Source organism: Sinomonas susongensis, assembly GCF_005877005.1.
GTDB classification, from domain to species: Bacteria; Actinomycetota; Actinomycetes; order Actinomycetales; family Micrococcaceae; genus Sinomonas; species Sinomonas susongensis.
The window spans coordinates 19,908-42,916 of record NZ_SSNH01000018.1 but is presented as its reverse complement, the minus strand read 5'-3'; the positions used below and the strand labels follow the sequence as shown (position 1 = coordinate 42,916).

General features: G+C 69.5%; 23 protein-coding genes. 12 read left to right on the top strand and 11 right to left on the bottom strand.

What is annotated here, in order from left to right:
• Nucleotides 1–145: 145 nt before the first annotated feature.
• Nucleotides 146–934, bottom strand: a complete 789-nt coding sequence (locus E6A21_RS17135) for an SHOCT domain-containing protein (RefSeq protein WP_212745970.1) — start codon at nt 932–934, stop codon at nt 146–148.
• A 116-nt stretch (nt 935–1,050) separates the two neighbouring features.
• On the opposite strand from E6A21_RS17135, the gene E6A21_RS17130 reads away from it, so the two are divergent.
• Nucleotides 1,051–1,728: a response regulator gene (locus E6A21_RS17130; protein ID WP_138445384.1), complete on the top strand. Its 678-nt coding sequence runs from the start codon at nt 1,051–1,053 to the stop codon at nt 1,726–1,728.
• 106 nt (nt 1,729–1,834) lie between these two features.
• On the opposite strand, the gene E6A21_RS17125 is transcribed toward E6A21_RS17130, so the two are convergent.
• The 3 genes from E6A21_RS17125 to E6A21_RS17115 all read right to left on the bottom strand — a co-directional run bounded on the left by E6A21_RS17125 (nt 1,835) and on the right by E6A21_RS17115 (nt 7,029).
• Entirely contained in the window at nt 1,835–2,260 is a 426-nt protein-coding gene (locus E6A21_RS17125) for an Hsp20/alpha crystallin family protein (protein ID WP_138445377.1), read from the bottom strand.
• Nucleotides 2,261–2,414: 154 nt separating this feature from the next.
• Nucleotides 2,415–5,267, bottom strand: coding sequence for a phosphoenolpyruvate carboxylase (gene ppc, locus E6A21_RS17120; protein WP_138445376.1), 2,853 nt, complete (start codon nt 5,265–5,267; stop codon nt 2,415–2,417).
• Nucleotides 5,268–5,421: 154 nt separating this feature from the next.
• A complete protein-coding gene (locus tag E6A21_RS17115) occupies nt 5,422–7,029 on the bottom strand; it encodes a cation:proton antiporter domain-containing protein (protein WP_138445375.1) in 1,608 nt (535 codons plus the stop codon).
• A 104-nt stretch (nt 7,030–7,133) separates the two neighbouring features.
• On the opposite strand from E6A21_RS17115, the gene E6A21_RS17110 reads away from it, so the two are divergent.
• Nucleotides 7,134–8,084, top strand: a complete 951-nt coding sequence (locus tag E6A21_RS17110; protein ID WP_138445383.1) for a pseudouridine synthase — start codon at nt 7,134–7,136, stop codon at nt 8,082–8,084.
• Between the two features lie 97 nt (nt 8,085–8,181).
• Entirely contained in the window at nt 8,182–8,688 is a 507-nt protein-coding gene (locus E6A21_RS17105; protein WP_138445374.1) for an O-acetyl-ADP-ribose deacetylase, read from the top strand.
• 21 nt (nt 8,689–8,709) lie between these two features.
• On the opposite strand, the gene E6A21_RS17100 is transcribed toward E6A21_RS17105, so the two are convergent.
• Nucleotides 8,710–9,015, bottom strand: coding sequence for a hypothetical protein (locus E6A21_RS17100; protein WP_138445373.1), 306 nt, complete (start codon nt 9,013–9,015; stop codon nt 8,710–8,712).
• Nucleotides 9,016–9,037: 22 nt separating this feature from the next.
• On the opposite strand from E6A21_RS17100, the gene E6A21_RS17095 reads away from it, so the two are divergent.
• Together E6A21_RS17095 and E6A21_RS17090 are read left to right on the top strand one after the other, a co-directional pair.
• A complete protein-coding gene (locus E6A21_RS17095) occupies nt 9,038–9,709 on the top strand; it encodes a LysE family translocator (RefSeq protein ID WP_212745969.1) in 672 nt (223 codons plus the stop codon).
• A 51-nt stretch (nt 9,710–9,760) separates the two neighbouring features.
• Nucleotides 9,761–10,591: a DUF1684 domain-containing protein gene (locus tag E6A21_RS17090; protein ID WP_138445371.1), complete on the top strand. Its 831-nt coding sequence runs from the start codon at nt 9,761–9,763 to the stop codon at nt 10,589–10,591.
• Nucleotides 10,592–10,613: 22 nt separating this feature from the next.
• Here E6A21_RS17090 and E6A21_RS17085 read toward each other — a convergent pair whose 3' ends face one another.
• Entirely contained in the window at nt 10,614–11,420 is an 807-nt protein-coding gene (locus E6A21_RS17085; protein ID WP_138445370.1) for an SDR family NAD(P)-dependent oxidoreductase, read from the bottom strand.
• Nucleotides 11,421–11,553: 133 nt separating this feature from the next.
• Here E6A21_RS17085 and E6A21_RS17080 point away from each other — a divergent pair, with 133 nt between their 5' ends.
• From E6A21_RS17080 to E6A21_RS17065, 4 genes are all read left to right on the top strand, one after another.
• Entirely contained in the window at nt 11,554–12,804 is a 1,251-nt protein-coding gene (locus E6A21_RS17080; RefSeq protein ID WP_138445369.1) for a glycoside hydrolase family 76 protein, read from the top strand.
• Nucleotides 12,805–12,992: 188 nt separating this feature from the next.
• On the top strand, nt 12,993–14,045 hold the full coding sequence (locus E6A21_RS17075) for an iron ABC transporter substrate-binding protein (protein ID WP_138445368.1): 1,053 nt from the start codon (nt 12,993–12,995) through the stop codon (nt 14,043–14,045).
• Between the two features lie 111 nt (nt 14,046–14,156).
• Complete coding sequence (locus tag E6A21_RS17070) at nt 14,157–15,668, top strand: ABC transporter permease (RefSeq protein ID WP_138445367.1); 1,512 nt, start codon at nt 14,157–14,159, stop codon at nt 15,666–15,668.
• Nucleotides 15,665–16,858 carry an ABC transporter ATP-binding protein gene (locus E6A21_RS17065; RefSeq protein WP_171041453.1) on the top strand — a complete coding sequence of 398 codons (1,194 nt, stop codon included), beginning with the start codon at nt 15,665–15,667 and terminating at the stop codon, nt 16,856–16,858. Before E6A21_RS17070 ends, E6A21_RS17065 begins: the two co-directional genes overlap by 4 nt.
• Nucleotides 16,859–16,870: 12 nt before the next feature.
• Here the strand turns inward: E6A21_RS17065 and E6A21_RS17060 are convergent, their stop codons facing one another.
• A complete protein-coding gene (locus tag E6A21_RS17060) occupies nt 16,871–17,104 on the bottom strand; it encodes a hypothetical protein (RefSeq protein WP_138445366.1) in 234 nt (77 codons plus the stop codon).
• 141 nt (nt 17,105–17,245) lie between these two features.
• Here E6A21_RS17060 and E6A21_RS17055 point away from each other — a divergent pair, with 141 nt between their 5' ends.
• A complete protein-coding gene (locus tag E6A21_RS17055; protein ID WP_246036601.1) occupies nt 17,246–18,064 on the top strand; it encodes an MBL fold metallo-hydrolase in 819 nt (272 codons plus the stop codon).
• Nucleotides 18,065–18,080: 16 nt separating this feature from the next.
• Here the strand turns inward: E6A21_RS17055 and E6A21_RS17050 are convergent, their stop codons facing one another.
• The gene (locus E6A21_RS17050; protein WP_138445365.1) at nt 18,081–18,365 is read right to left on the bottom strand and encodes an acylphosphatase; all 285 of its coding nucleotides are present in this window, start codon (nt 18,363–18,365) and stop codon (nt 18,081–18,083) included.
• A gap of 9 nt (nt 18,366–18,374) precedes the next feature.
• Nucleotides 18,375–18,974 (bottom strand): YdeI/OmpD-associated family protein, encoded by a 600-nt coding sequence (locus tag E6A21_RS17045; RefSeq protein WP_138445364.1) that lies wholly within the window; start codon nt 18,972–18,974, stop codon nt 18,375–18,377.
• An 82-nt stretch (nt 18,975–19,056) separates the two neighbouring features.
• Here E6A21_RS17045 and E6A21_RS17040 point away from each other — a divergent pair, with 82 nt between their 5' ends.
• The gene (locus E6A21_RS17040; protein WP_138445363.1) at nt 19,057–19,596 is read left to right on the top strand and encodes an NUDIX hydrolase family protein; all 540 of its coding nucleotides are present in this window, start codon (nt 19,057–19,059) and stop codon (nt 19,594–19,596) included.
• A gap of 101 nt (nt 19,597–19,697) precedes the next feature.
• Nucleotides 19,698–20,852 carry a DUF6707 family protein gene (locus tag E6A21_RS17035; protein WP_138445362.1) on the top strand — a complete coding sequence of 385 codons (1,155 nt, stop codon included), beginning with the start codon at nt 19,698–19,700 and terminating at the stop codon, nt 20,850–20,852.
• A 27-nt stretch (nt 20,853–20,879) separates the two neighbouring features.
• Here the strand turns inward: E6A21_RS17035 and mctP are convergent, their stop codons facing one another.
• Together mctP and E6A21_RS17025 are read right to left on the bottom strand one after the other, a co-directional pair.
• Nucleotides 20,880–22,559, bottom strand: a complete 1,680-nt coding sequence (gene mctP / locus E6A21_RS17030) for a monocarboxylate uptake permease MctP (RefSeq protein ID WP_138445361.1) — start codon at nt 22,557–22,559, stop codon at nt 20,880–20,882.
• Nucleotides 22,556–22,927 carry a DUF3311 domain-containing protein gene (locus tag E6A21_RS17025; RefSeq protein ID WP_138445360.1) on the bottom strand — a complete coding sequence of 124 codons (372 nt, stop codon included), beginning with the start codon at nt 22,925–22,927 and terminating at the stop codon, nt 22,556–22,558. The genes mctP and E6A21_RS17025 overlap by 4 nt, the downstream gene beginning before the upstream one ends.
• Between the last annotated feature and the right edge of the window lie 82 nt (nt 22,928–23,009).

Here is a 23,009-nt window from a genome sequence, read left to right as displayed (position 1 = left end):
CTTTCCAATCCCCGCCTGGATCATCAGCCGATCCTCAGCAGTCAGCTCCCTACGCGCCATGCGACTCCTCAGCTCATGCCCCCGAAATCATCGCAAGCGTTGCTTCGAAGTCCTGAACTCAAGGAACAAGTGGGCGGGAGGAACGCTACTGCTCCTCGAGGGTCTGCCTGAGCTCCCGATACTGCTCGGGCGTGATCTCGCCGCTCACCAGCCGTTCGTCCAGCATCCGTCGGGCCCGGCTGCGAACCTGAGGGGCCGGGATCGGCTGGAAGGCGGCCTGCGGGTTGGATCCGAACGCGCCGGCGCTCGAGGCGTCGGTGCTGGACGCGCCGGTACTGGACGCGCCCGTACTGAACTCGCCCGTACTGGACGACTCGGTATCGGACCCGTCAGTACTGCGCCCGTCAGTACTGCGCCCGTCACTACTGTGCCCGTTAGTACTGCGCCCGTCAGCACTGGCATCCGCACCGGCCCCTCCGATACCGGCCCCTCCGGTATTGGCAGTCTGGCCGGGCTCCATTGCAGTCGACCCGACCGGCCCCCGTTCACCAGGGTCGTGATGGCCGGGGCCGTCGGAATAACCGGTCGGCGGGTACTGAGTCGGCGGATACTGAGCCGGAGCATGCGGATACTGGCCGGAAGGATACTGGCCCGGAGGGAACTGGCCCGGAGGGTGGCCGGGCATCGGCGGGGCGCCCCCGGGCGGGGCGGCCCCGGGGGGAACGCGCCCGGAATGGTGCCACGGCTCATGCATGAACAGCCTCACGGCAATCACGACGAGCAGGGCAATGACGATCAGGAGCAGGATGATGACGAACAGTCCGCCCATCCCGACTCCGCCCCAGCGAAGCATCGAAACCTCCAGGCTCGAACCAGATCGCGGGGCGTCCGCCAGCGGGAAGGTGCTGCCGTGACGCCGAAGCGCCGTGATCAAAGGGTAAGGCTCTCGGCCGTTAGCCCCTAGCCCCCAGCACGCGGACAGGCTGAGAATGATGCAACCGGCTCCGAGGACGGGACCGGCTGGGCGGCAGACGGAGGAACGCGGTGGAATTGCGTGCAGCGAGGGATACGTCGGGGACGGGGCCTGCGACGAGGCTGCGAGTCTTCATCCTCGACGACCACGAACTCGTGCGCCGCGGGCTTCAGGAGCTCCTCGAGGACGAGGGCTTCGAGGTCGTGGGGACGTCCGGGAGCGCGGTCGAGGCAGCGGGGCGCATCCCAGCGCTCCGCCCGGACGTCTCCGTCCTCGACGTGCGGCTTCCCGACGGCACCGGCATCGAGGTCTGCCGCGACGTGCACGCCGTCGACCCATCGCTCCCCTGCGTGATGCTCACGAGCTACGACGACGACCAGTCGCTCCGCGGCGCGATCCTCGCGGGGGCGAGCGGATACGTGCTCAAGGAGATCCGCGGCACCGAGCTCATCTCCGCCCTCCGGCGCGCAGCCGCCGGCCAATCGCTGTTCAGCGAGGAGGACAAGGCGAAGGTCATCGGCAGGCTGGCCCCCGCCCGGGACGAGGAACCGCGGCTGGCCCTGCTGAGCCCCCAGGAACGGCGGGTGCTCGAGCTGATCGGCCGCGGGCTCACGAACCGAGAGATCGGAAGTGAACTGTTCCTTGCCGAGAAGACGGTGAAGAACTACGTCTCCTCGCTCCTCGCGAAGCTCGGCTTCGAGCGGCGCACGCAGGCAGCACTGTTCATTGCGCGTCACCACCCCGCAACGCACTAGCCACCGCATCTTCGGGCAGGGCCGAGCAGCCGGCAGTCGCGATCGCGGCAGCGCCAGGCAGAAACGGGAGCCAAGCCCCCCAACGGACCTGGCTCCCGCAGCTGGGTCAGCCGCGCTTGACCTCGATCTTGTTCGAGAGCCGCGCAGACTTCTGCTCCGGTATCGGTACGCGGACCTCGAGCACGCCGTCGGTGTACGTCGCAGTGACGTCGTCGGCGGAGGCACCTTCGGGAAGCTTGAGCGTCCGGGTGAAGGAGCCGTAGCGGAACTCGGTCCGGTAGCCGCCCTTCTCCTTCTCCTCCTGCCGCTCCTCGCGGTGGGCCTCGATGCGCAGCTGCCCTTCCGAGATGCTGACGTCGACGTCCCGTTCGGGATCGATTCCGGGGAGCTCGGCGCGCACGACGAGCTTTCCGTCGTCGACCAGTTCCTCGACCTTGATCCCGGTTGACGCGACTTCCTCGCCCTCGAACATCCTCTGGAACAGCTCAAACGGCGATCGCCGGGAATCGAACCACCTGGTCAGGTCTGACATGACGGCATTACCTCTCTTTCCCTCACTGTCGGAGCCGCCCTCTCGGGCACGGGCGCAAGAGCCCGCTGCACACCAGCTTGGGGGAGAGCGCCGGGGATGTTAAGAGCCCAAGTACCCTAGGAGAGCGCTACCCGGCCCACGACTGCCGCACCGGTCAGCCGGTGTTGCGCAGCCCGGCCGCCACACCGTTGATCGTGATGAGCAGTGCGCGCTGGAGCCGTTCGTCGATCTCCCGCTCGCCGGGCTGGCCGTCTGGCGTGCTCTCACGGATGCGCCGCAGGAGCTCGACCTGCAGGTAGCTGATGGGGTCGAGGTACTGGTCGCGGATCTCGAGGGTCCGCTTGAGGGTCGGTGCCGCCTCGAGGAGGTCCCGCTCGCCGGTCAGGCGCTCGACCTCGGCGACTGTCAGCTCGTACTCGTCCCGGATGTCCTCGAAGATGTGGTGCAGTTCCTTGGGGACGAGCGAGGAGACGTAGTGCGAGGCGATCTCGAGATCGGTCTTGGCGAGCGTCATCTCCACGTTGGAGAGGACTGACTGGAAGAACGGCCACCGCTCCTGGAGCTCGCGCAGCTCGGCGTCCTTCCCCGCCCGCCTCGCGGCCCGGAGCCCGGAGCCCACCCCGAACCAGCCCGGGATGATCTGACGGGACTGGGTCCATCCGAACACCCATGGGATGGCCCGAAGGCCGCCCAGGCCGGCACCGGAGTCGGGGCGCTTCGAGGGGCGGGACCCGATGTTGAGCTGCCCGAGCTGCTCGACGGGCGTCGAGGCGACGAAGTACGCGGGCAGGTCGGGATCGTCGATGAGCTTCCGGTAGCGCTCGAACGCTGCGTCGGAGATCAGGTCCATGAGCTCGCCGTAGCGCTCGCGCTCGTCCACGGTCGTGCGCGGGGCACGGTGCAGGGCAGACGCGCGCATGACGGCGGCAAGGGACAGCTCGAGGTTTTCCCTCGCGAGTTCGGGCAGCGAATACTTGTCGCTGATGACCTCGCCCTGCTCCGTGAACTTGATCTCGCCCTCGAGGACGCCGTTGGGCTGGGCCATGATCGCGTCGTAGGTCGGGCCACCGCCGCGGCCCACCGAGCCCCCGCGCCCGTGGAAGAGGCGGAGCCGAACGCCGTGCCGCGCGGCCACGTCGCGGAGCTTTCGCTGGGTCTTGTGGATCTCCCACTGGCTCGTGAAAACCCCGGACTCCTTGTTCGAGTCGGAGTACCCGAGCATGACCTCCTGCACGTCGCCGCGGAGCCGCACGATCTCCCGGTACGCGGGCTCGGAGAGGAGCTGGTCGATGATCTCGGCCGACGCGCGGAGCTCGTCGACCGTCTCGAGGAGCGGAGCGAACCCTATGTGGGCGTAGGGCGCGTCGCCGAACAGCCGGACCAGTCCGGCCTCGCGGGCGAGCAGGGCGGGCGCAAGGACGTCGTCGGCGCCCCTGGTCATCGACACGATGTACGTCTCGATGACGTCCGGTCCGTAGATGCGGCGGGCCTGCCGGATGACGCGCATCGTCTCGTACACGCGCGCGGCGTGCCCGGGAAGCTCGACGGGGTGGCCCGAGAGGGGACGGCGGCTTCCGAGCTCGAGCGAGAGGATGCGCCTCCGCTCGGCGCGCGGAAGCTCGAGGTACGGCCGCGAGAGCTCGCCGAGCGGGTCGAGGAGCAGCCCGACGGCGTCGTGGTGGTAGTCCGCGTGCTCGCGGATGTCGACCGTCGCGAGATGCAGCCCGAAGGAGGCGACGACGCGGCGTACGGTGGCCAGCGCGCCGTCGGCCGCCAGCTGGGCCGCGTGCTCCCGGAGCGAACGGTCCAGCACGGAGAGGTCCTCGGCGAGCTGCGAGGTCGCGGCGTAGTCGCGGCCGGGCTCGTGGGGGGTGCCGGCGGCAATGCGGCGGCCGGTGTTGAGGAGCTTCGCCTTGATGCAGGTGAGCTTGAGCCGGTACGGCTCCTGGGCGTTGAGTTCGAGAACGCGCTTGTCGAGGCCGGGCAGCTTCGCGAGGTCTGCGTCGATCGAGTCGAGCAGCTCCGGCTCGACGCCGGCGATCGCCGCCGAGTTCGAGAGGATGCTGATGAGCTCGTCGACGAGCTGGACGGCGATGCGGACGGCCTGCTGGCTCTGCAGGGCGAGGATCTCGCGCGTCACCTCGGGAGTGACATTGGGGTTGCCGTCGCGGTCGCCGCCGATCCACGAGCCGAAGCGCAGCGGCGACGAGGTCGAGGGCAGCGTCACCCCGTGCTCCGCGAGGAGGCCCGAGAGCTCGTCGAGCACCTCGGGGAGCGGGCCGCCCAGGATCTGGCCCAGGTAGTACACGGCGTTGCGGGCCTCGTCCAGCGGCGTCGGGCGGACCTGGCGGAGCTCGTCGGTCTGCCACATCTGGTCGATGATCTCGGCCAGGTGGCGATCCTGCCGGCGGCGCAGCTCGGTCCCCTCCGTCGATGGCACCGAGAGGACCTTGGACACCGCGCGCAGCTTGTCGAGCACCGAGCGGCGCGAGGCCTCAGTCGGGTGGGCGGTGAAGACCGGGCGCACGTCGAGCGACGCGGCGACCTCCTGGAGCACCTCGGGCCCCGCCTGGTCTGCGATGTCGCGGACCGCGGCGGCGAGCCACCCGGAGTTCTCGGCGCGCTTCCCGAGTTCACGGACGCGGTGCAGCTGCTCCGCCGCGTTGGAGAGGTGGAAGTAGAAGGCGAACGCCCGCACGAGCTCGGTAGCCTCGTCGATCGGCAGGGAGGCGAGGAGTTCGCGGACCTGGGCTGCGACGTCGGCCGCATTCCACGGGCCGAGAGCGCCCGCGCCGCCGCGGGCCGCCTCCTTGGACTCCTTGGTCAGGAGCCGCACCTCCTCCACGAGGCGCAGCAGTTCCGGGCCGTGCTGCCGGACGAGCGAGGCGCCGAGCAGCGTCGAGACGCGCCGCACGTCGGCGCGGAGCTCCGCGGCAGGTCCCGTGGGACCGGCGGGGCCGCCTGCCTCTGACGTCAGGTCGTGTTCGGTGGGGGAAAACGGTGGCATGCGGGCACTCCACAGGGATCGGGGCTCGTACGCGACGCCGGATACTGTGAGCCGGGGGGAACTTCCTCAGCGCCAGACAATACCGCAGGCCGTGCCTCCACCACTCCTCGGGTCCGGATGCTGGGAGGCCGAGCTCGACCGCGACAGACCGAAGTCAGCGCTTCCTCCGCCGCTGGACCACGCGGGCGACCCACTTGCCCGGGCTGGACCGGACGGCGGCCCGCCGGATCCGGGACATGTCCACGAAATCACCCTTCTCGGACCCTGACGGTCCAGGTGTGCTGGGGGAACCGGCTTCGGCTGACGAGCGGCGAGTGAACAACGCCTCGGGATCGGACTCCTCAGGATCCACCAGGAGCAGGACCTCGTCCCCGGCGCTGAGCACAGTCGAGGCGTGCACTTGAAGCGGTTGGCCCTGCCGGAGGACCAAACTGACCCAGATGCCCTCGGCAAGCCCGAGGTCCTCGATGGCGCGGCCTTCCGCCGTTGCTCCGGGCGCCACGCGATACCGCCGCAGGCCTTCCGGCGGCTCCCGGAACCGCAAGCCCAGCCCCCAGGGAGTGGGCTCCACCTTTCTCATGGGCACCCCGCAGAACGCGGCGACCGATGGCACCAGGCCGCCCTGGACAAGCACCGAGAAGGCGACGACGACGAAGATCACGTCGTAGATCCGAGTGGTCCCCGCGAGCCCGGACCCGAACACGAAAGTGCCGAGGAGGATCGGCACAGCTCCCTTCAAGCCTGACCACAGCACGAAGATCCGCTCGCCCCACCTGAGCTTCACCGGAAGAAGCACGAGACCCACGAACAGCGGTCGGATCACCAAGGCCAACAGGACGGCGAGGCCGAGGCCGATCAGCCAGGCGTCTCCGTCGGCCATCGTCCGGAGGTTGACGGTCAGGCCAAGTACAACGAACACGACAATCTCGGCGATGCTCGAAAGGGAGGAGTGGAAGCGTCTGATGTCCGCCTTGTAGGGCGCCCCTTCGTCGCCGATGATGATGCCGGCAATGAACACAGCCAGGAACCCGGAACCGTGGGCGACGGTGGCCACGCCGTAGAGCGCGAGCGCCCCGGCCAGCGTCCGCAGGGCGTAGAGGCCCTCGCTGGGGAGTTGGACGCGCCGCATGAAACTCAGAAGGAGCACCCCGCCGACGATCCCGACTGCGGCGCCCACACCCATCTGGAGCACGAAGTTGCCGATGACACCGGGAACGTCAATGCCACTGATGCCGCCGCCGGCGAGCAGGCTCACCATGAGGGCGATGCCGACCGGGTCATTCGCCCCGGACTCGCCCTCCAGGATCACCCCGGTGCGGCCGATGACTTCCCGGCTGCCCAAGACCGAGAACACGACGGCGGGGTCGGTCGGGGACAGCGCTGTCCCGAGCACCAGCGCTGTGGGCCAGTCGAGTCCGAACAGGGCGTGCGCAGCCAGCGCAAGCCCCGCGGCAGTGGCGAACGTCCCGATGGTCCCCGTCAGCAGCACCGGCCACCCGGCGGACCGGAACCGCTCCCAGCCGATGTGCATGCCCCCGTCGAACAGCACCACCACCAAAGCCACTGTCACCACTCGCTGCACGGTGGTGGTGGAGAGCCCCCCGAACTGCGGGAACACGTCCGAGACGGCAGCAGCGCACACGAGGAAGATCACCGGGGCCGGGATCCGCAGCCGCCCGCTGATTCGATTGGACAGCACCGCCGCCAGGGCCGCGAGGGCGACGACCAGGATGACAAGCCCGAACTGAGCGACATCGTCCAATTCGCGATCTCCTTCGACGCCGCACCGAGGACCCCTGTCCTGCGGATTCTACGACCGGCCGGACGGGCATGATCCGCAGTGGCCCCCGCTACCCTTGAAAGGTGATGAAATCCCCCCTCCCGGTGCGCGACGGCGTCAACGCGACGCGCCTTCGCCTGCCCTCGGAGGGGCCGTGGAAGACGGCGCTCGGCTACATGCTCCACCGCTGGGGCCACGTCGACCCGGAGGGAATCCTCCGAAGGTTCGACGACGGCGAGATCGTCGGGGCGGACGGCTCGCCCCTCCACCGGGGCACCGCGCTCGACGAGCACACCTTCATCTGGTACTACCGCACGCTTCCCGCGGAGGAGCGGCTCCCCGTGGAGCTCTCGGTCCTCCACCAGGACGAACATGTCGTCGTCGTGGACAAGCCGCATTTCCTCCCGACCACGCCCGGCGGGACCTACATCCAGGAGTCCGCGCTCGTCCGGCTCCGCAACGAGCTCGGGCTCCCCGACCTCGTCCCGATGCACCGGCTCGACCGGATGACCGCGGGGGTCCTCCTCTTCGCCGTGAATCCTGAGACGCGCGGCCGCTATCAGGTGCTGTTCGAGCGGCGCAAGGTGCAGAAGGAGTACGAATGCGTCTCGCTGGTCCCGGCCGGCGACGAGGACCGGTTCCTTGAGCAGTTCGCGGAACCCGTCACGGTGCGGAACCGGATGGTCAAGTCCCGGGACTACCTGCTCGCGAACGTCGTCGAGGGCGAGCCCAACACCGAGACGCGGATCAGCCTGCTCCGACTCGACCCCACTCCCGACCCGCCGCGGGCCCTGTTCCGCCTCGAGCCGCACACCGGCAAGACGCATCAGCTGCGCGTCCACATGGCAGGGCTCGGCGCCGGGATCATGCACGACCCGTTCTATCCCGTGCTGCTCGACAAGGCGCCGGACGACTTCGCCCGCCCCCTCCAGCTGCTCGCGCGCACGATCCGCTTCCGCGACCCCATCTCGGGCCGAGAGGTGGAATTCCGCAGCCGGCTCGAGCTGCAGGAGGCTCCGCCTCCCCGCACCGCTTGACGGGATCCGTCACAGGCCATCCAGGATTGTCATTTCCCGTTCCCCGGATGGATCTGGGGGCATTGGCTCACTTCCACTTCTGGTCCACACTGTTCCCATGAGGATCGACATCGTCACCGGTGACATCACGACCCGTCCCGTCGACGCGATTGTGAACGCCGCCAACAGCTCCCTGCTCGGGGGCGGCGGCGTCGACGGCGCCATCCACCTCGCGGCCGGCCCGGAACTCCTCGAGGCCTGCCAGGAACTGCGTCGCAGGGACTACCGCGATGGGCTGCCCGTCGGGCATGCGGTGGCAACCCCGGCCTTCCGCCTCCCGGCGCGCTGGGTGATCCACACGGTCGGTCCGAACTGGCACGCAGGCCAGCGGGACCCGGACCTCCTGCGCTCCGCCTTCCACGAGAGCCTCACCCTCGCCGACAAGCTCGGCGCCACGTCAGTGGCCTTCCCGGCCATCTCCGCGGGAATCTACGGCTGGGACCCGCGCGTCGTCGCCCGCACCGCGGTCGACACCGTCCGCGAGGCCGACACCCAGACAGTCGAGCTCGTCGAGTTCGTCCTCTTCAACGACGATATGGCCAACGTCTTCGTCGCCGCGGCCTGACGGCGGGCGGGGGCCGGGGACCTAGACCGGAAGCCACTTCCCCCGCCGCTGCCGCAGGACCCGCAGCCGGCCCGTCGTCGCGACCTCGTCCACCGCCTCGTGCATCGCCAGAGCCGACGCCCAGGCGGCGGCCGTCTCGTCGTCGTCGGACGCCGCCTCGACGAGGAAGCGGAGCGTGATCTGGGGGATGCCGCGCACGACGTCTAGCTGTGCCGCCTCGACGAGGTGGCGCGACCCCAGTGCCTCCTGAGCGGCCTCCATGACCCTCTCGGGAGGGTACCCGGGGCGGAGCCCTGTGATCTGCAGGACTGCGCGATAGCTTGGCATGCCGCCAACGTATCCTGTGTGGGTGACCCTCCAGAATTCCTTGCTGGGTTTCGCCGCGCTCGCTGCGCTCATCACGGTGATCCCCGGTACCGATACCGCTCTCGTCCTCCGCTACACCCTGAGCCAGGGCCGCCGCCACGCGTACATTGCGGCGCTCGGGATGATCTCGGGCGCCTTCGTGTGGGGCGTCGCCGCGGCGACGGGCGTCTCGGCGCTCCTGACGGTCTCGACCGTCGCATACGACGTCCTTCGGCTCGCCGGCGCCGTCTACATGGTCTGGCTCGCAGTCGGCCTGTGGCGCGCCTCGTTCAGGAAGGCGGCACCGGGCACCGCGGACGACGGCGAGGGGTCGCCTCTCGCGGCTGGCCTCCCGCGCCTCGGGCAGGAGCCGCTGGGCCGGACCTGGGCCAAGGGCCTCGTATCGAACCTCCTCAACCCGAAGTACGGGATGTTCTGCATCGCCGTCATCCCCCAGTTCCTCGTGCCCGGGGTCCCGTCCGTGTGGATGGGGCTCATGCTCACGGTGGTCAGCAACATCGAGGCGGTCGTGTGGTTCGTCGCGATAGTCGGCGCGGCCCACTTCTTCCGGAAATGGCTGGAAGGGCCGAAGTTCAGGGCGTGGATCGACCGCGTCACCGGGACGGTGCTCGGCGCGTTCGGGGTCGCAGCGGTGCTGGAGACGAAGATTTCCTGACCGTCGACGCGCCCCTTGCCCGGACGCGGCGGGCAGGGTCAAGGTGGGTGCATGACGGACACACTTGAGGGCTCCCCCAAGGAAGCTGAACGGCTCGCCCGCTGGCAGCGGTTCCGCGAGAACCGGAACCGCGCCCTCGCCGAAGAGCACGGGTGGCTCACTCTCACGTCGCTCCAATGGCTCACGCCCGAGCCGTCACCGGTCGAGCTCGTGCCGGGCCTCTGGTCCACCTCCGAAGCCGTCGGCCTCGAGACGGCAGTTCTCACTGCCCGCGCCGACGAAGGCCTTGTCTTCGACGAGGAGGGCGACCCGGTGGACGGAACGTTCAGCGCCCACCTGTCCAACGAGGAGTCGCTGAACTGGGTGCGCTACGGGACGATCGTGGTCGAGCTCGCGATGCGGGGAGGCCGCTACGCGATCCGCACCCGGGATTCGGAGGCGCCCACGCGGACCGAGTTCCGCGGCGTGCCGGTCTTCGACTATGACCCCGAGTGGGTCATCGAGGCCAAGTGGGAGCCGTACCCCGTGCCGAGGGAAGTACCGATCTCGACGGCGAACCCACTCGTCGACGGCGTCCACCTCTCGGCCGGCGAGGTCGTGTTCCACCGCAACGGCCACGAGTACCGGCTCCAGGCCGAGCAGGGCAAGCTCGGCGACCTCACGATCACGTTCCACGACGAGACCAACGGCCGCACCACCGAAGACTGGCGCAAGGTCACAACCGCGCGCCCCCGGCCGGACGGCGGCGTGACACTCGACTTCAACCGCACCATCAACTACCCGAGCGCCTTCACGCCCTACGGGACGTGCCCCATGCCCGTGCGGGACAATTCGCTCGACCTGGCCGTCGAGGCCGGCGAGAAGCTGCTCGAGGAAGACTAGGCCCGAGGAAGACTGGGGCGGTCTACTTCGGCGCCATCCGGATCGCGCCGTCGAGCCTGATCGTCTCGCCGTTGAGCATCGTGTTGTCGACGATGTGGGCCACGAGGTTCGCGTACTCCCCCGGCCGCCCGAGCCGCGCCGGGTGCGGCACCTGCTGCCCGAGCGACGCCTGAGCCTCCTGCGAGAGCCCCGCCATCATGGGGGTCTCGAAGATCCCGGGGGCGATCGTGACGACGCGGATGAGCGAGCGCGCGAGCTCCCGTGCGATCGGCAGCGTCATGGCATGCACTGCGCCCTTCGAGGCCGAGTAGGCGGGCTGGCCGATCTGCCCCTCGAAGGCGGCCACCGACGCCGTGTTGACGATGACGCCCCGCTCCGGCCCGCCGAGCTCGGTGCTCACAGGCTCGGCCTGCACCATCGCGGCGGCGGCGAGCCGAAGCACGTTGAACGTCCCGAAGAGATTGACCCGGACGACCCGTTCGAACTGCTCGAGCGGGATCACCCCGTCCCGCCCGAGGACCTTGCCCGGCGTCGCGATGCCCGCGCAGTTCACGACGATCCGGAGCGGCCCCGGCCCGGAGGCTTCGGACATGGCGAGGTCGACGGCGGCGGCCACCTGAGCCTCGTCGGTCACGTCGGCCGGGGCGAAGAGCACGGGCGGGCCGCCCCGGCGCGACGCGTTCAGCCCCTCGGCGAACTCCGCGCCACGGCTTCCCGGAAGGTCGACGACGACGACGCCGGCCCCGCCGTCGTGCAGGCGGCGTGCGGTGGCGGCGCCGAGACCTGAGGCGCCGCCCGTGACGAGCGCCGTAGCACCAGCGAGATCCATGGATCCTCCCGATTGCGAGTTGAAGGCACGATTCGCAGCTGAACAGGCAGTTGAGTTAACGCCCGCTAACCGCCGCCATCCTAACGGGCCCCGTGACCCCCGTCACCTGTCCGGCCTCCGTTAGCGTGGTGGCGTGAGCACTCCCGAGACTGCCGCCGCCCGCGCGAGCGTGGCCGCAAAGAGCGTCACCGCAACCTTCGGCCATGCGCCCCTTCGCGTCGGCGGCGCATGGCTCGCGTGGGTGCAGGACCCGCACCGGCGCCCTCAGCTCCCGTGGAGCGAGTGGCACTACTGGTGGCAGGCCCACCTGCTCGACTGCCTCGTCGACGCTGCAGAACGCGAGGCGGCAGGGGCCGAACGCGAGGCGGCAGGGGACGAAGGTGAGGCCACAGGGGCCGGGGACGCCGAGTGGGCCGGCGACCCCTCGTGGCTCCTCCTCGGGCAGAGGCATCTGCGGGGGATCCGACTGCGGAATTTCGGCCGCTTCCCCAACATGTTCTTCGACGACATGGCCTGGCTCGCCCTTGCCTCCCAGCGGGCAGAAGCCCTCGCCCGGAAGCTCACCGGCCAGGGCCTCCCTCCCGCCGGCACTGCCGTCCGGGAGCTCAAGCGCCGCCTCGTGGCGGCGCAGACGGACGACCTCGGCGGAGGCATGTTCTGGAACACCCGCCGCCGCTACAAGAACACCGCGACGGCAGGCCCGGCCGCCGTCTTCTTCGCGCGGGCAGGCGATCATGATCGGGCCCAGTCGCTCGTCGACTGGCTCTGCGAGACGCTCTTCGACCCGGCGCAGGGCCTCTTCCTGGACGGCATCGACGTGCCCCGCAATGGCGGGGAACCGAGCCTGACGCGCGATGTCTGGGCGTACAACCAGGGGACGGTCCTCGGCGCGCTCGTCGAGCTCGGCGACTATCGGCCCGCAAACCTGGAGCGCGCCGCCGCACTCGTCGATGCCGTCGACCGCGGGCTCACCGTCCCCGTTCCGCGGCTACCGGGGGCGGCGGAGAGGGAATCCCGCGCCCTCAAGGCGCACGGGGACGGGGACGGCGGGCTGTTCATGGGCATCCTCGCGCGCTATCTCGCCCTCGCCGCCCGTGACCCCCGGCTTCCGGGGCCGACGCGGGACACGGCCCGGCGGCTCGTCGTCGAGACGGCGGACGCCATCTGGGCAGGTCGCGAGGAGCGGGCCGGCGAAGGGGCCGCCCGCGGGCTCGGCCTGGGGCATTCGAATCGGCCGAGCGTCGTCTTCCCAGCCCACCCCGGCGAGCTCGCGTCGTCGTCGTACCCCGAGCGGGACGGGCAACTCGTCCCCGTCGAATTGGGCACGCAGGTGCAGGCTTGGACCCTCTTCGAGGCCTCCTACAGGGTGCTCCGGACCAATTAGGGCACACCAAAATTGCGTAATTGAAGTGATTTGCATCACAATTGGGGCGGAATCGCACTGAGGTTAGGTGTGGCTAACCTACAGTCGTTCTCGGAGGCAGCGGCCTCCACCCTCGACGTCGAAGCCTCACCGCGCCCTTCGGGCTGGCCCTCGCGTGCCGGTCCCCAAAAGCTACGAAAGGACCTTCTGTGAAGATCCGCTCCCAGGCCCTTGTGGGCATCGCGATCGCCGCGATGGCCGCCACCGGCCTCTCAGCGTGTGGCAGCACCCCCGGCTCGTCGTCAGGTTCGGCGGGGGCCAGCGGCGGCCCGACCGACACCATCACCGTCTACAACGCCCAGCACCAGGAACTCACGCAGGCCTGGGTCGACGCGTTCACGAAGCAGACCGGCATCAAGGTCAACATGCGCAACGGCGACGACACCGAGATGGGCCAGCAGATCATCCAGGAGGGGAAGAACTCCCCCGCCGATGTCTTCCTCACCGAGAACTCCCCGGCCATGAGCGCCGTCGAGAACGCGGGCCTCCTCGGGGACCCGGGCTCGCAGGCCATCGCGAACGTGCCACAGGCCTACCGCCCTTCGACCGGCAAGTGGGTCGGCATCGCCGCCCGCTCGACCGTCCTCGCCTACAACAAGACCAAGCTCAAGGCGAGCGACCTCCCCAAGTCGCTCATGGACCTTGCCGACGCCTCGTGGAAGGGCCGCTGGGGCGGGGCTCCCTCGGGCGCCGACTTCCAGGCCATCGTCTCCGCGATGCTCCAGCTCAAGGGCGAGAGCGCCACGCTCGACTGGCTCAAGGCCATGAAGAGCAACGCGAAGGCCTATCAGGGGAACACGACCGCGATGAAGGCCGTCAACTCGGGCGAGATCGACGCCGCGGTCATCTACCACTACTACTGGTTCGGGGACCAGTCGAAGACCGGCGAGAACTCGAACAACGTCGGCCTGTACTACTTCAAGAACCAGGACCCGGGCGCCTTCGTCTCGGTCTCGGGCGGCGCCGTGCTCGCCTCGAGCAAGCACCAGACGGCCGCGCAGAAGTTCCTCGAGTTTGTCACGGGCGCAGACGGGCAGAAGATCCTCCAGACGGGCTCGTCGTTCGAGTACCCGGTCGGCTCCGGCGTGGCCGCGAACCCCAAGCTCACCCCGCTGCAGGAACTGCAGGCGCCGACCATCGACCCCGCGAAGCTCAACTCCCAGAAGGTCACCGACCTCATGACCCAGGCAGGACTGCTCTAGACCTTGTTGCAGACCACAGCGTCGCCAGCACAGCACACACCCCCAGTGGACGGAGGCAAGGGCCTCCGTCCACTGGGGGCTTTCCGCGCTGCGTTCCGCAAGGTGCGCTCGATGCCGTGGACTGTCCTGGTCCTCAGCGTCCTGATCGGCGCCCTCTCCCTCGTGCCGCTCGGCTTCGTCGTCGCCATGACGGTCGCGACGGGCTGGGACACCGCGGTTGCGCTCATCGTGCGGCCCCGCGTCCTCGAACTGCTGGGCAACACGATCTGGCTCGTGCTCATCACGGTGCCGCTCTGCCTCGTGATCGGGGTTGGCGGCGCGTGGCTCGTGGAACGGACGAGGCTGCGGGCACACCGGGTCTGGGCAGTGCTGCTCGCGGCCCCGCTCGCGATCCCGGCGTTCGTGAACGCCTACGCGTGGGTCTCGGTCGTCCCCTCCATGGCAGGCCTGGGATGGGGCGTCTTCATCGCGACGCTCTCCTACTACCCGTTGGTCTACATCCCGGCCGCGGCGACCCTGGCCCGCCTTGACCCGGCGCTCGAACAGTCCGCGGCCTCCCTCGGCCAGGGACCGTGGAAGGTCTTCTTCCGCGTCGTCCTGCCGCAGCTGCGCATCGCCGTCACCGGAGGCGCCCTCTTGGTCGGCCTGCACCTCCTCTCCGAATACGGCGCCTTCGCGATGATGCGCTTCGACACATTCACGACGGCGATCATGCAGCAGTACCGCTCGACCTTCAACGGCTCAGCGGGCAACATGCTCGCGAGCGTCCTCGTCGCCCTGTGCCTCGTCATGCTCGTCGTCGAGGCCCGGGCCCGCGGCAATGCGCGCTACGCCAAGCTGGGTTCGGGCGCCCAGGCCGCGCCGTCCCGCGCCCCACTGGGGGCTTGGGAAGTGCCTGCCCAGGCGGTGCTCCTCGGCCTCGCCGTCATAGCGCTCGGCGTCCCGCTCGCCGTCATCGGCCGCTGGCTCGTCGACGGCGGCGCCCAGATCTGGGAGACGGCAGACCTCGCCTCGGCCCTCGGCCAGAGCCTGTGGCTCGGCCTCCTCGGCGCGATCGCGACGACGGCCGCGGCGTTCCCGCTCTCGTGGCTTGCGGTCAGGTACCCGGGGTGGCTCAGCAAGACGCTCGAGCTCGCGAACTACGTCACGAGCTCGATGCCGGGCATCGTCCTGGCCCTCGCGTTCGTGACCGTCGCGCTCCACGCGCTCCCGAGCATCTACCAGACCACCCCCCTGCTCGTCATCGCGTACGTCCTGCTGTTCCTCCCCCGGGCGCTCGTGAGCCTTCGCGCCGGGCTCGCCCAGGCGCCGAAGGAGCTCGAGGAGGCCGCAAGAGCCCTCGGACGGCGCCCGGCCGCCGCCTTCTTCCGGGTAACCCTCCGCCTCGCAGCGCCCGCCGCGGCCGGGGGCGCGGCTTTGGTCTTCCTCGCCGTCCTCAACGAGCTCACGGCCACCCTCCTGCTGGCCCCGACCGGCACGTCCACGCTCGCGACCCAGTTCTGGAACCTCTCGAGCGGCATCGACTACACCGGCGCCGCCCCGTACGCGCTGCTCATGATCCTGCTCTCCGCACCCATGACCTACCTGTTGTTCCAGCAGTCGAAGAAGGCGGCCGGCCAGTGACCGAACAGAGCCCCACCCCCACCTCGGCCTCGCGCCTTCCCGAGCCCCGCGTGTCGCGGTCCATCGCGGACACCGCGGACCACCACCTCGAGATCGACGAGGTCACCAAGACGTTCGGGCGGCAGCAGGTCCTCAAGGGCATCAACCTGCACGTCGCAAGAGGAGGCACGACGGCGATCGTCGGGCCGTCCGGCTCGGGCAAGACAACGCTCCTGCGCCTCATCGCGGGCTTCGAGGCCCCCGACACGGGGCAGATCAGGCTCGACGGGCGCGTCGTCGCGGGTGACACGTGGGTGCCCGCCCATCGGCGCAACGTCGGGTACGTGGCGCAGGACGGCGCGCTGTTCCCCCACCTGACAGTGGGCCAGAACATCGCGTTCGGGCTCGATCGGGCCCACGGCGGCTCGCGGAAGGCCATCGCGGCACGCGTCGAAGAACTCCTCGACATGGTCGCGCTCGACGGCTCCTACGCGAAACGCCGCCCGAACGAGCTCTCGGGCGGCCAGCAGCAGCGCATCGCGCTCGCACGGGCCATGGCCCGGAAGCCGGAGGTCATGCTCCTCGATGAGCCGTTCTCCGCGCTCGACGCCGGGCTGCGGGTTGCCACCCGCCGCGCGGTCTCGAAGGTGCTCGGGAAGGCCGGGGTGACCACGATCCTCGTGACCCACGACCAGGCCGAGGCCCTAAGCTTCGCCGACCAGGTCGCCGTCATGCGCGGAGGGAAGCTCGCCCAGATCGGCAACCCCTTCGTCGTCTACACGCGGCCCGCGGACCGCGCGACGGCAGAGTTCCTCGGCGACGCCGTGATCCTCGACGCGTGGCTCGAGGGCAGCCTCGCAATGTGCTCGCTGGGGCCGGTCCCCGTCCGGCACCCCACGACGCAGGGACACGTGCAGATCATGCTGCGGCCCGAGCAGATCCGGATCGCCGCGGAGTCGCCCATCCACGGAACCGTGCTCGACTGGGACTATTTCGGCCCCGAGTCCTCGGTGCGGATCAAGCTGGCGGACCGGCCGCCGGCCCAGTCCGTCGACCCGAGGATCCCCGGCGGCGGCGAAATCATCACGATCCGGCATTGGAACGCTGCGATGGCGCGCAAGGGCATGGACCTCGCGCTCAGGGTCATCGGCGAGGGCGTTGCCTTCCCGCTCGGGGAACCCTCGGCGGGCCTCAGCACGCTCGCCGAATGAGGTGACCCGGCCCTAGCCGCCCCAGACGTCTCCGGCGAGGAGCCGCGCGGCCTCGGCCCGGGCGTGCTCGTCGGCGAGTCCCGCCTTCCGCAGGTCCGCCACGAGGTGCTCCCACTGACGCAGTGACGAAAGCTCGTGCCTCTCGGGCCGCAGGACCCGGAGGCGCCCGCGCTCGGCAGCGGCGCGCGGAGGCTTTCGTTCGGAGTGCGTCTGGGAGGGGTCGGGGGCGTGGGCTTTGGAGTGCATGATTGCTGACTGTCCCGTCAATAGCGACGCATGGCACACCTTTGTGCCAGTCCCACTGCTTGAGATGTTCATCAATCATTACGCAGAATTGGGTTTCTGAGAACTGCGATCTGAGCTTTTCCCGCTCGCTAGTCTGGTCATGTGACTGAATCGCAGCCCACGCGTTGGGTCCAGAGCTCCGAGCTCACCCGTTATCGTCTGGCGCCCAACCCCGGGCCGATGAGCCTCGAGGGAACGAATTCCTACGTCATCTCGGGCGGCTCCTCGGGCCAAGGGGCGACGGCGGACGGCGGACGGCCGGGCGTCGTCGTCGTCGATCCCGGCCCGCTCGACGCGACCCACCTCCAGGAACTCGCCGCGGCGGGCCGCGTGGAGCTCGTGCTGATCACACACCACCATTCGGATCACACCGAGGGGGCAGAGGAATTCCACCGGATCACGGGGGCGCCCGTCCGTGCGCTCGACAGGTCCCTGTGCTTCGAGGCCCCGCAGCTCGCGGACGGCGAGGTCATCGAGGCCGCCGGAGTCCGGATCGAGGTGCTCGCGACCCCGGGCCACACCGCCGACTCCGTCTCACTGCTGCTCCCCGACGACGGCGACCACGGCTCAGTCCTGACGGGCGACACGATCCTGGGCCGCGGCACAACCGTGATTGCCTATCCTGACGGCCGGCTCGGCGACTACCTCGGGTCGCTGCACCGGCTCGAGACCCTCGGGCCGAAGACGGTGCTCCCCGCGCACGGACCCGTCCTGCCGGACCTCGGGGAGATCGTCCGCGCCTACGCGGCGCACCGCGAGGAGCGGCTTGCCCAGATCCGGGCGGCGCTCGAGCGCCTTGGGGCAGAGGCCCCGGTGGGCGCGGTCACGGACCTCGTGTACGCCGACGTCGACACCTCGGTCCGAACCGCCGCGGAGACGTCGGTCGCGGCCCAGCTCGATTACCTCCGCGGCTGGGCCTGAGGCCCTTGGGCCTGGGTCACCACACCGAGAAGCCGTGGAACTCCCCGGTGGCGGGCCCGATCGAGGCCTCGACCCCCTCGACGTGCCCCGGCGTCTCACCGGACTGCAGCCACCTGAGGAAATGCTCGACGTCGTCGAGATTCCCCTCGGCCACGATCTCGACGGTTCCGTCCAGCCTGTTGCCCGCGCTGCCGACGAGACCGAGCCTGTCCGCCTCGCCCCGGGTCCAGTAGCGGAACCCCACCCCCTGGACCATGCCCTTGACCGTCGCGTGCAGCCGCGCCTCGGGTACCTGTGACATGGGACCAGTCTAGTTTTTCGGGGAGCGGCGCTTCTGCGGGTGGATCGTCTCGCCACGGGCCAGCATGTCCACGAACTCCGCGATCTTCCTGGCCCTCGTCTCGGGCTTCTTCACGGAGCCCGTCCGGTAGATGAGCGCGTAGCGGTTCACCGCGGTGAGCTGCTCGAAGAGCTCCTGGGCCGCGGGGTTGGCAGCGATGGCGGCGGCGAGGTCGTCCGGGACCTCGGCGGAGGCCTGCCCCGCGTACGCCTGCTCCCAGCGGCCGTCCTTTTTGGCGGCCTGGACGACGGCGCGGCCCGCCTCCGTCATCAGGCCCGCGCTCTCGAGCCGCTCGACATTGGCCACGTTGAGCCTCGACCACCGGCTCTTCGGCCCCCGCGGGGTGAAGCGCGTGACGTAGCTGCCCTCGTCGCGGCGGCCGATCTGGCCGTCGACCCATCCGAAGCACAGCGCGTGGTCGAGGGCCTGCCCGAAGGTCAGCTCGGTCACCGAGCCGCCCTTCTTGTGCTGAACGAGCCACACGCCCGGGCTCGTGGCGTGGTTCTCCTCGAGCCACGCCCGCCACGCATCGGCGTCGGGAAGCAGCAGTTCAGGCAACTCTGGGGCCATGGTGCAAGGGTAGCGGGATCGGCCTGACCCAGAGCCCGGGTCAGCAGGGACATCGTGGACCGGATGCTGTAGAAACTTATCTATGGCAGTGCGCACACCCGACCCCTACCCTGGCTGGCTCTCTCCTGAGGATCTCTACGAGGCCAGGAACCGGCTGCCGATGCTCTACGTCGAGGCAGTGCCCGTGCGCCTCGACCCTCTGGGCTACGTCAACGAGGTCGGCCTGCTCCTCCAGGCCGACGACGAGGGCAACATGATGCGCACGCTCGTCTCGGGCCGCGTCCTCTACAAGGAGACCATCCGGGCCGCCCTCCTCCGGCACCTCGAGAAGGATCTCGGGCCCCTCGCCCTCCCGCAGCTTCCCGTGAGCCCTGTTCCGTTCACCGTGGTCGAGTACTTCCCGTCACCGTCGCAGACGGGCTTCACGGACGAGCGGCAGCACGCCGTCGCCCTCGCCTACGTCATCCCGGTCGCGGGCGAATGCCAGCCCCGTCAGGACGCCCTCGAACTCACGTGGATGTCACCCGCGGACGTGCTGAGCGGGGGCGTCCAGGCCGAGTTCATGGGCGGTCGAGGCGAGCTCGTGCGGCAGGCGCTCGCGTTCGCCGGCGTCGCGGCCTGACGACTATTCGCACGGGGCGAACCTTGGCGCGCCTCGAGGGGACCGTTACCGGACCTTTATAGACTGGGCCGCGGACCGACAGCGACTTGGAGGACTCCGCCATGCAGTACCGCCCCGATTCCGAGCAGGGTGGGTCGAACCCCCACACGCTCGAGCACTTCCGATCCATCGACGCATCGGAGCTGCGCCCCGGGCACCGGCTTGTCCTTCCCGACGGCGAGGGCACGGCCGAGATCATCGAGATCGACACTGTCCTCGACGACTACGGCAACCCGGCCCTCTACTTCACGGTGCTCGAGAACCACCTCAATCTGCGCGTGGCCCACGGGACGTCGGCCCGGATCGCTTCAGCGCGGCCCAGCCGCCCCGCCGACCTCCTGTTCTCGGGCTCCCCGGCGGCGTCCGAGCACCATGATCTCGAGCCGCAGGGTGGCCCCCGCGGCACCGCTGGCGACGCGGACGGCCCCTTCGATCCGGCCTACCCGGCGATCCGGGGCGGCGCGGCGGACGACGACGGCGCCTCCGCGGCGGCCGAGCCGGCGGAACCCGAGCGGCCCGGGACGACGATCACGCTCGACACGGGCGACGTCGTCGTCGTTCCCGGCAAGGCCCGCGCCTCGACCGGGGGCCCCACCCAGGCGCAGCTCCGGCTCATCCCCGTGTACGACGGGCACCCTGAGGACCTCATCCGGCACATCGACGCCGTGCACCCGGGAAGGCACGCGATCCACGAGATGTGCGAACGCCTCGTGAAGGGCATCAACACGAAGTCCGGGGCGTGCCTTCAGGACCTCCGCGACCTCGCGTTCGAACTCTACGTGGGCCAGAACGACCCCGAGAACGCGCAGAAGGTGGCCGACCTTCTCGCGGTCGTCCCGTTCGACGGCAACCCGGGCCGGTGGGCGTCCGTCGAGGCGGGCCTCGCCCTCGCCGCCCACCTCGCACGGGAGCGCGGCGAGGACGCCCGCTCAGCCGTGTACTCGGAACTGCTCCACGCCCCCGACACTGCCGAGACCGACCCGTTCCGGGCCCAGATGGCCGCCCGGGTCCGGCAGCGTACCCTGAACGAGCCGAACCTCTACGAAAAAGAGGTCTCACGCGCGGCCGAGACGGGCGACGAGGCCGAGGAGCGCAGCTGGCGCGTCCTGCGGCTCGCCACCCTGCTCCACCTCCGCGCACACGGCGGCTCGGAAGCGTTCGACCGCGCCGAGCTCGACCGTCGGATCCGGATCGAGCTCGACGCCGTCAGGCGCTGAGGAGCGCCTCGCCGCCCCCGCCGCTGCTCACGGCACGGGCGAGGGGCCTCCCGGCTCCACGAACCCGTGCAGCCGCTCCTCGATCTGGGCCACCCTGGGATCCGTCTCGTCGGCACCGTAGTCGGAGGGCCGCGTCATGTCGGCTCCCTGCGGAAGCTTGAACGCGCGGAACACGAGCGTGAGGACGACGGCGACGAGCAGGTTCAGCACGAACGCCGAGATCGCGATGTACACGCTGACATTCGTGCCGGGGACATTGGCCACCGAGCCGCCGAAGTGCGCGTGCGTCGCCGGGTTCACGACGTTGTACGCCGACACCGTTCCGAAGACGATGCCCACGGCCCACCCGATGAGCAGCGCCCAACGGTCGAACCAGCGCGTGTAGAGGCCCGCGACGACGGCCGGGAACGTCTGCAGGATCCAGATGCCGCCGAGGAGCTGCATGTTGATGGCCGTCGACTGGTCCATCGCGATCACGAACACGAGCGCGCCGACCTTCACGAGGAGCGAGACGATCTTCGAGACGTTGGCCTCCGTCCTCGGATTGACGTCCGGACGGAAGAAGTCCCGGTAGATGTTGCGCGTGAACATGTTGGCGGCCGCAATGGACATGATCGCGGCGGGCACGAGCGCCCCGATCGCGATGGCCGCGAGCGCGATGCCCGCGAACCACGACGGGAAGTGGTCGATGAACAGCTGCGGGACCACGAGCTGCGGGTTCACCGAGCCGTCGAGGTCGATCGGCTTCGTCCCCGCCTTGATCGCCACGAAGCCGAGGAGCGCGAGGAACCCCAGCATGAGCGAGTAGAGCGGGAGGACGGCGGCGTTGCGGCGGATTGTGTTGCGCCCCTTCGACGCGAGCACGCCCGTCACCGAGTGCGGGTACATGAACAGCGCCATGGCCGAGCCGAGCGCGAGCGTCCAGTACGCCGAGTAGTTGCCCGGACTCGGGATGAACACGCCCGCGGCCTTGCCGGTCGCGGGGCTGATCGCGCTCATCTTCGTCTGGGCCGCACCGAAGATCGCGTCCCAGCCGCCGAATTTTATGGGCAGGTAGATGACAGCGACGATCACTGCGAGGTAGATGAGCAGATCCTTGACGACGGCGATCATCGCCGGTGCGCGGAGGCCCGACGTGTACGTGTAGGCGGCGAGGACAACGAACGCGATGATGAGCGGGAGGTCCGTCAGGAACGCATTCTGCGAGCTGCCGAGGCCGAGCACGGTGAGGACGGCCTTGATGCCGACGAGCTGCAGGGCGATGTACGGCATCGTTGCGACGATGCCCGTGACGGCGACCGCGAGAGAGAGCCAGCGGCTCCCGTAGCGGCCGCCGACGAAGTCCGCCGCCGTGACGTACCCGTGCCGGTGGGAAACCGACCAGAGTCGGCTCATGATGATGAAGATGATGGGGTACAGCACGACCGTGTACGGGACCGCGAAGAATCCGCTCACCGCGCCCGTGGCCCACATTGCTGCCGGAACGGCGACGAACGTGTAGGCGGTGTAGAGGTCGCCGCCGAGCAGGAACCAGGTGATCCAGGTGCCGAAGCCACGGCCGCCCAGGCCCCATTCGTCAAGGGTGTGCAGGCCCTCGACTTCCGTGCTGCGCCGCCACCGGGCCGCCATGAAGCCCATGACGGCGACGATCACGAACAGCAGGATCACGATGATGAGGGCGACCCAGTCGATGCTGCGCGTGTTCATAGCCGATCACCTCCCTCGAGGCCGACGTTGGCTGCCCGTGCTTCCCGTCGACGTCGTCTGTCCTCGGTAGTGACGAGCCAGTACGAGAAGCCGCTGAGGATGGCCGAGATCGGCACCCACAGAAGCTGGTACCAGTAGAAGAACGGCATTCCGCCGAGACGCGGCGCGTCGAAGGAATACAGCTGTGGCAGGAGCGGCAGCACAATCGCCGCCGCCAGCAGGATTCCTGCGATGACGTACGGGAGCGGTCGGGCCGGACCTCGTGTCGGAGTATCCCTGGTCAACGAGTCGCGGCGTGGGCCCCCGTCTGCTCCGGGGACTGCAGGGATGGGGCGCTGGTCGGGCGCGGGAGTTTCTTGACCGGACATCAGGACCTCCTTGTCAGCCCGTCCGGCCGTCTTCCCGGGTGCTCGGGAAATCAGCAGGGCGGAGGCGCATATGTCTGTTCCC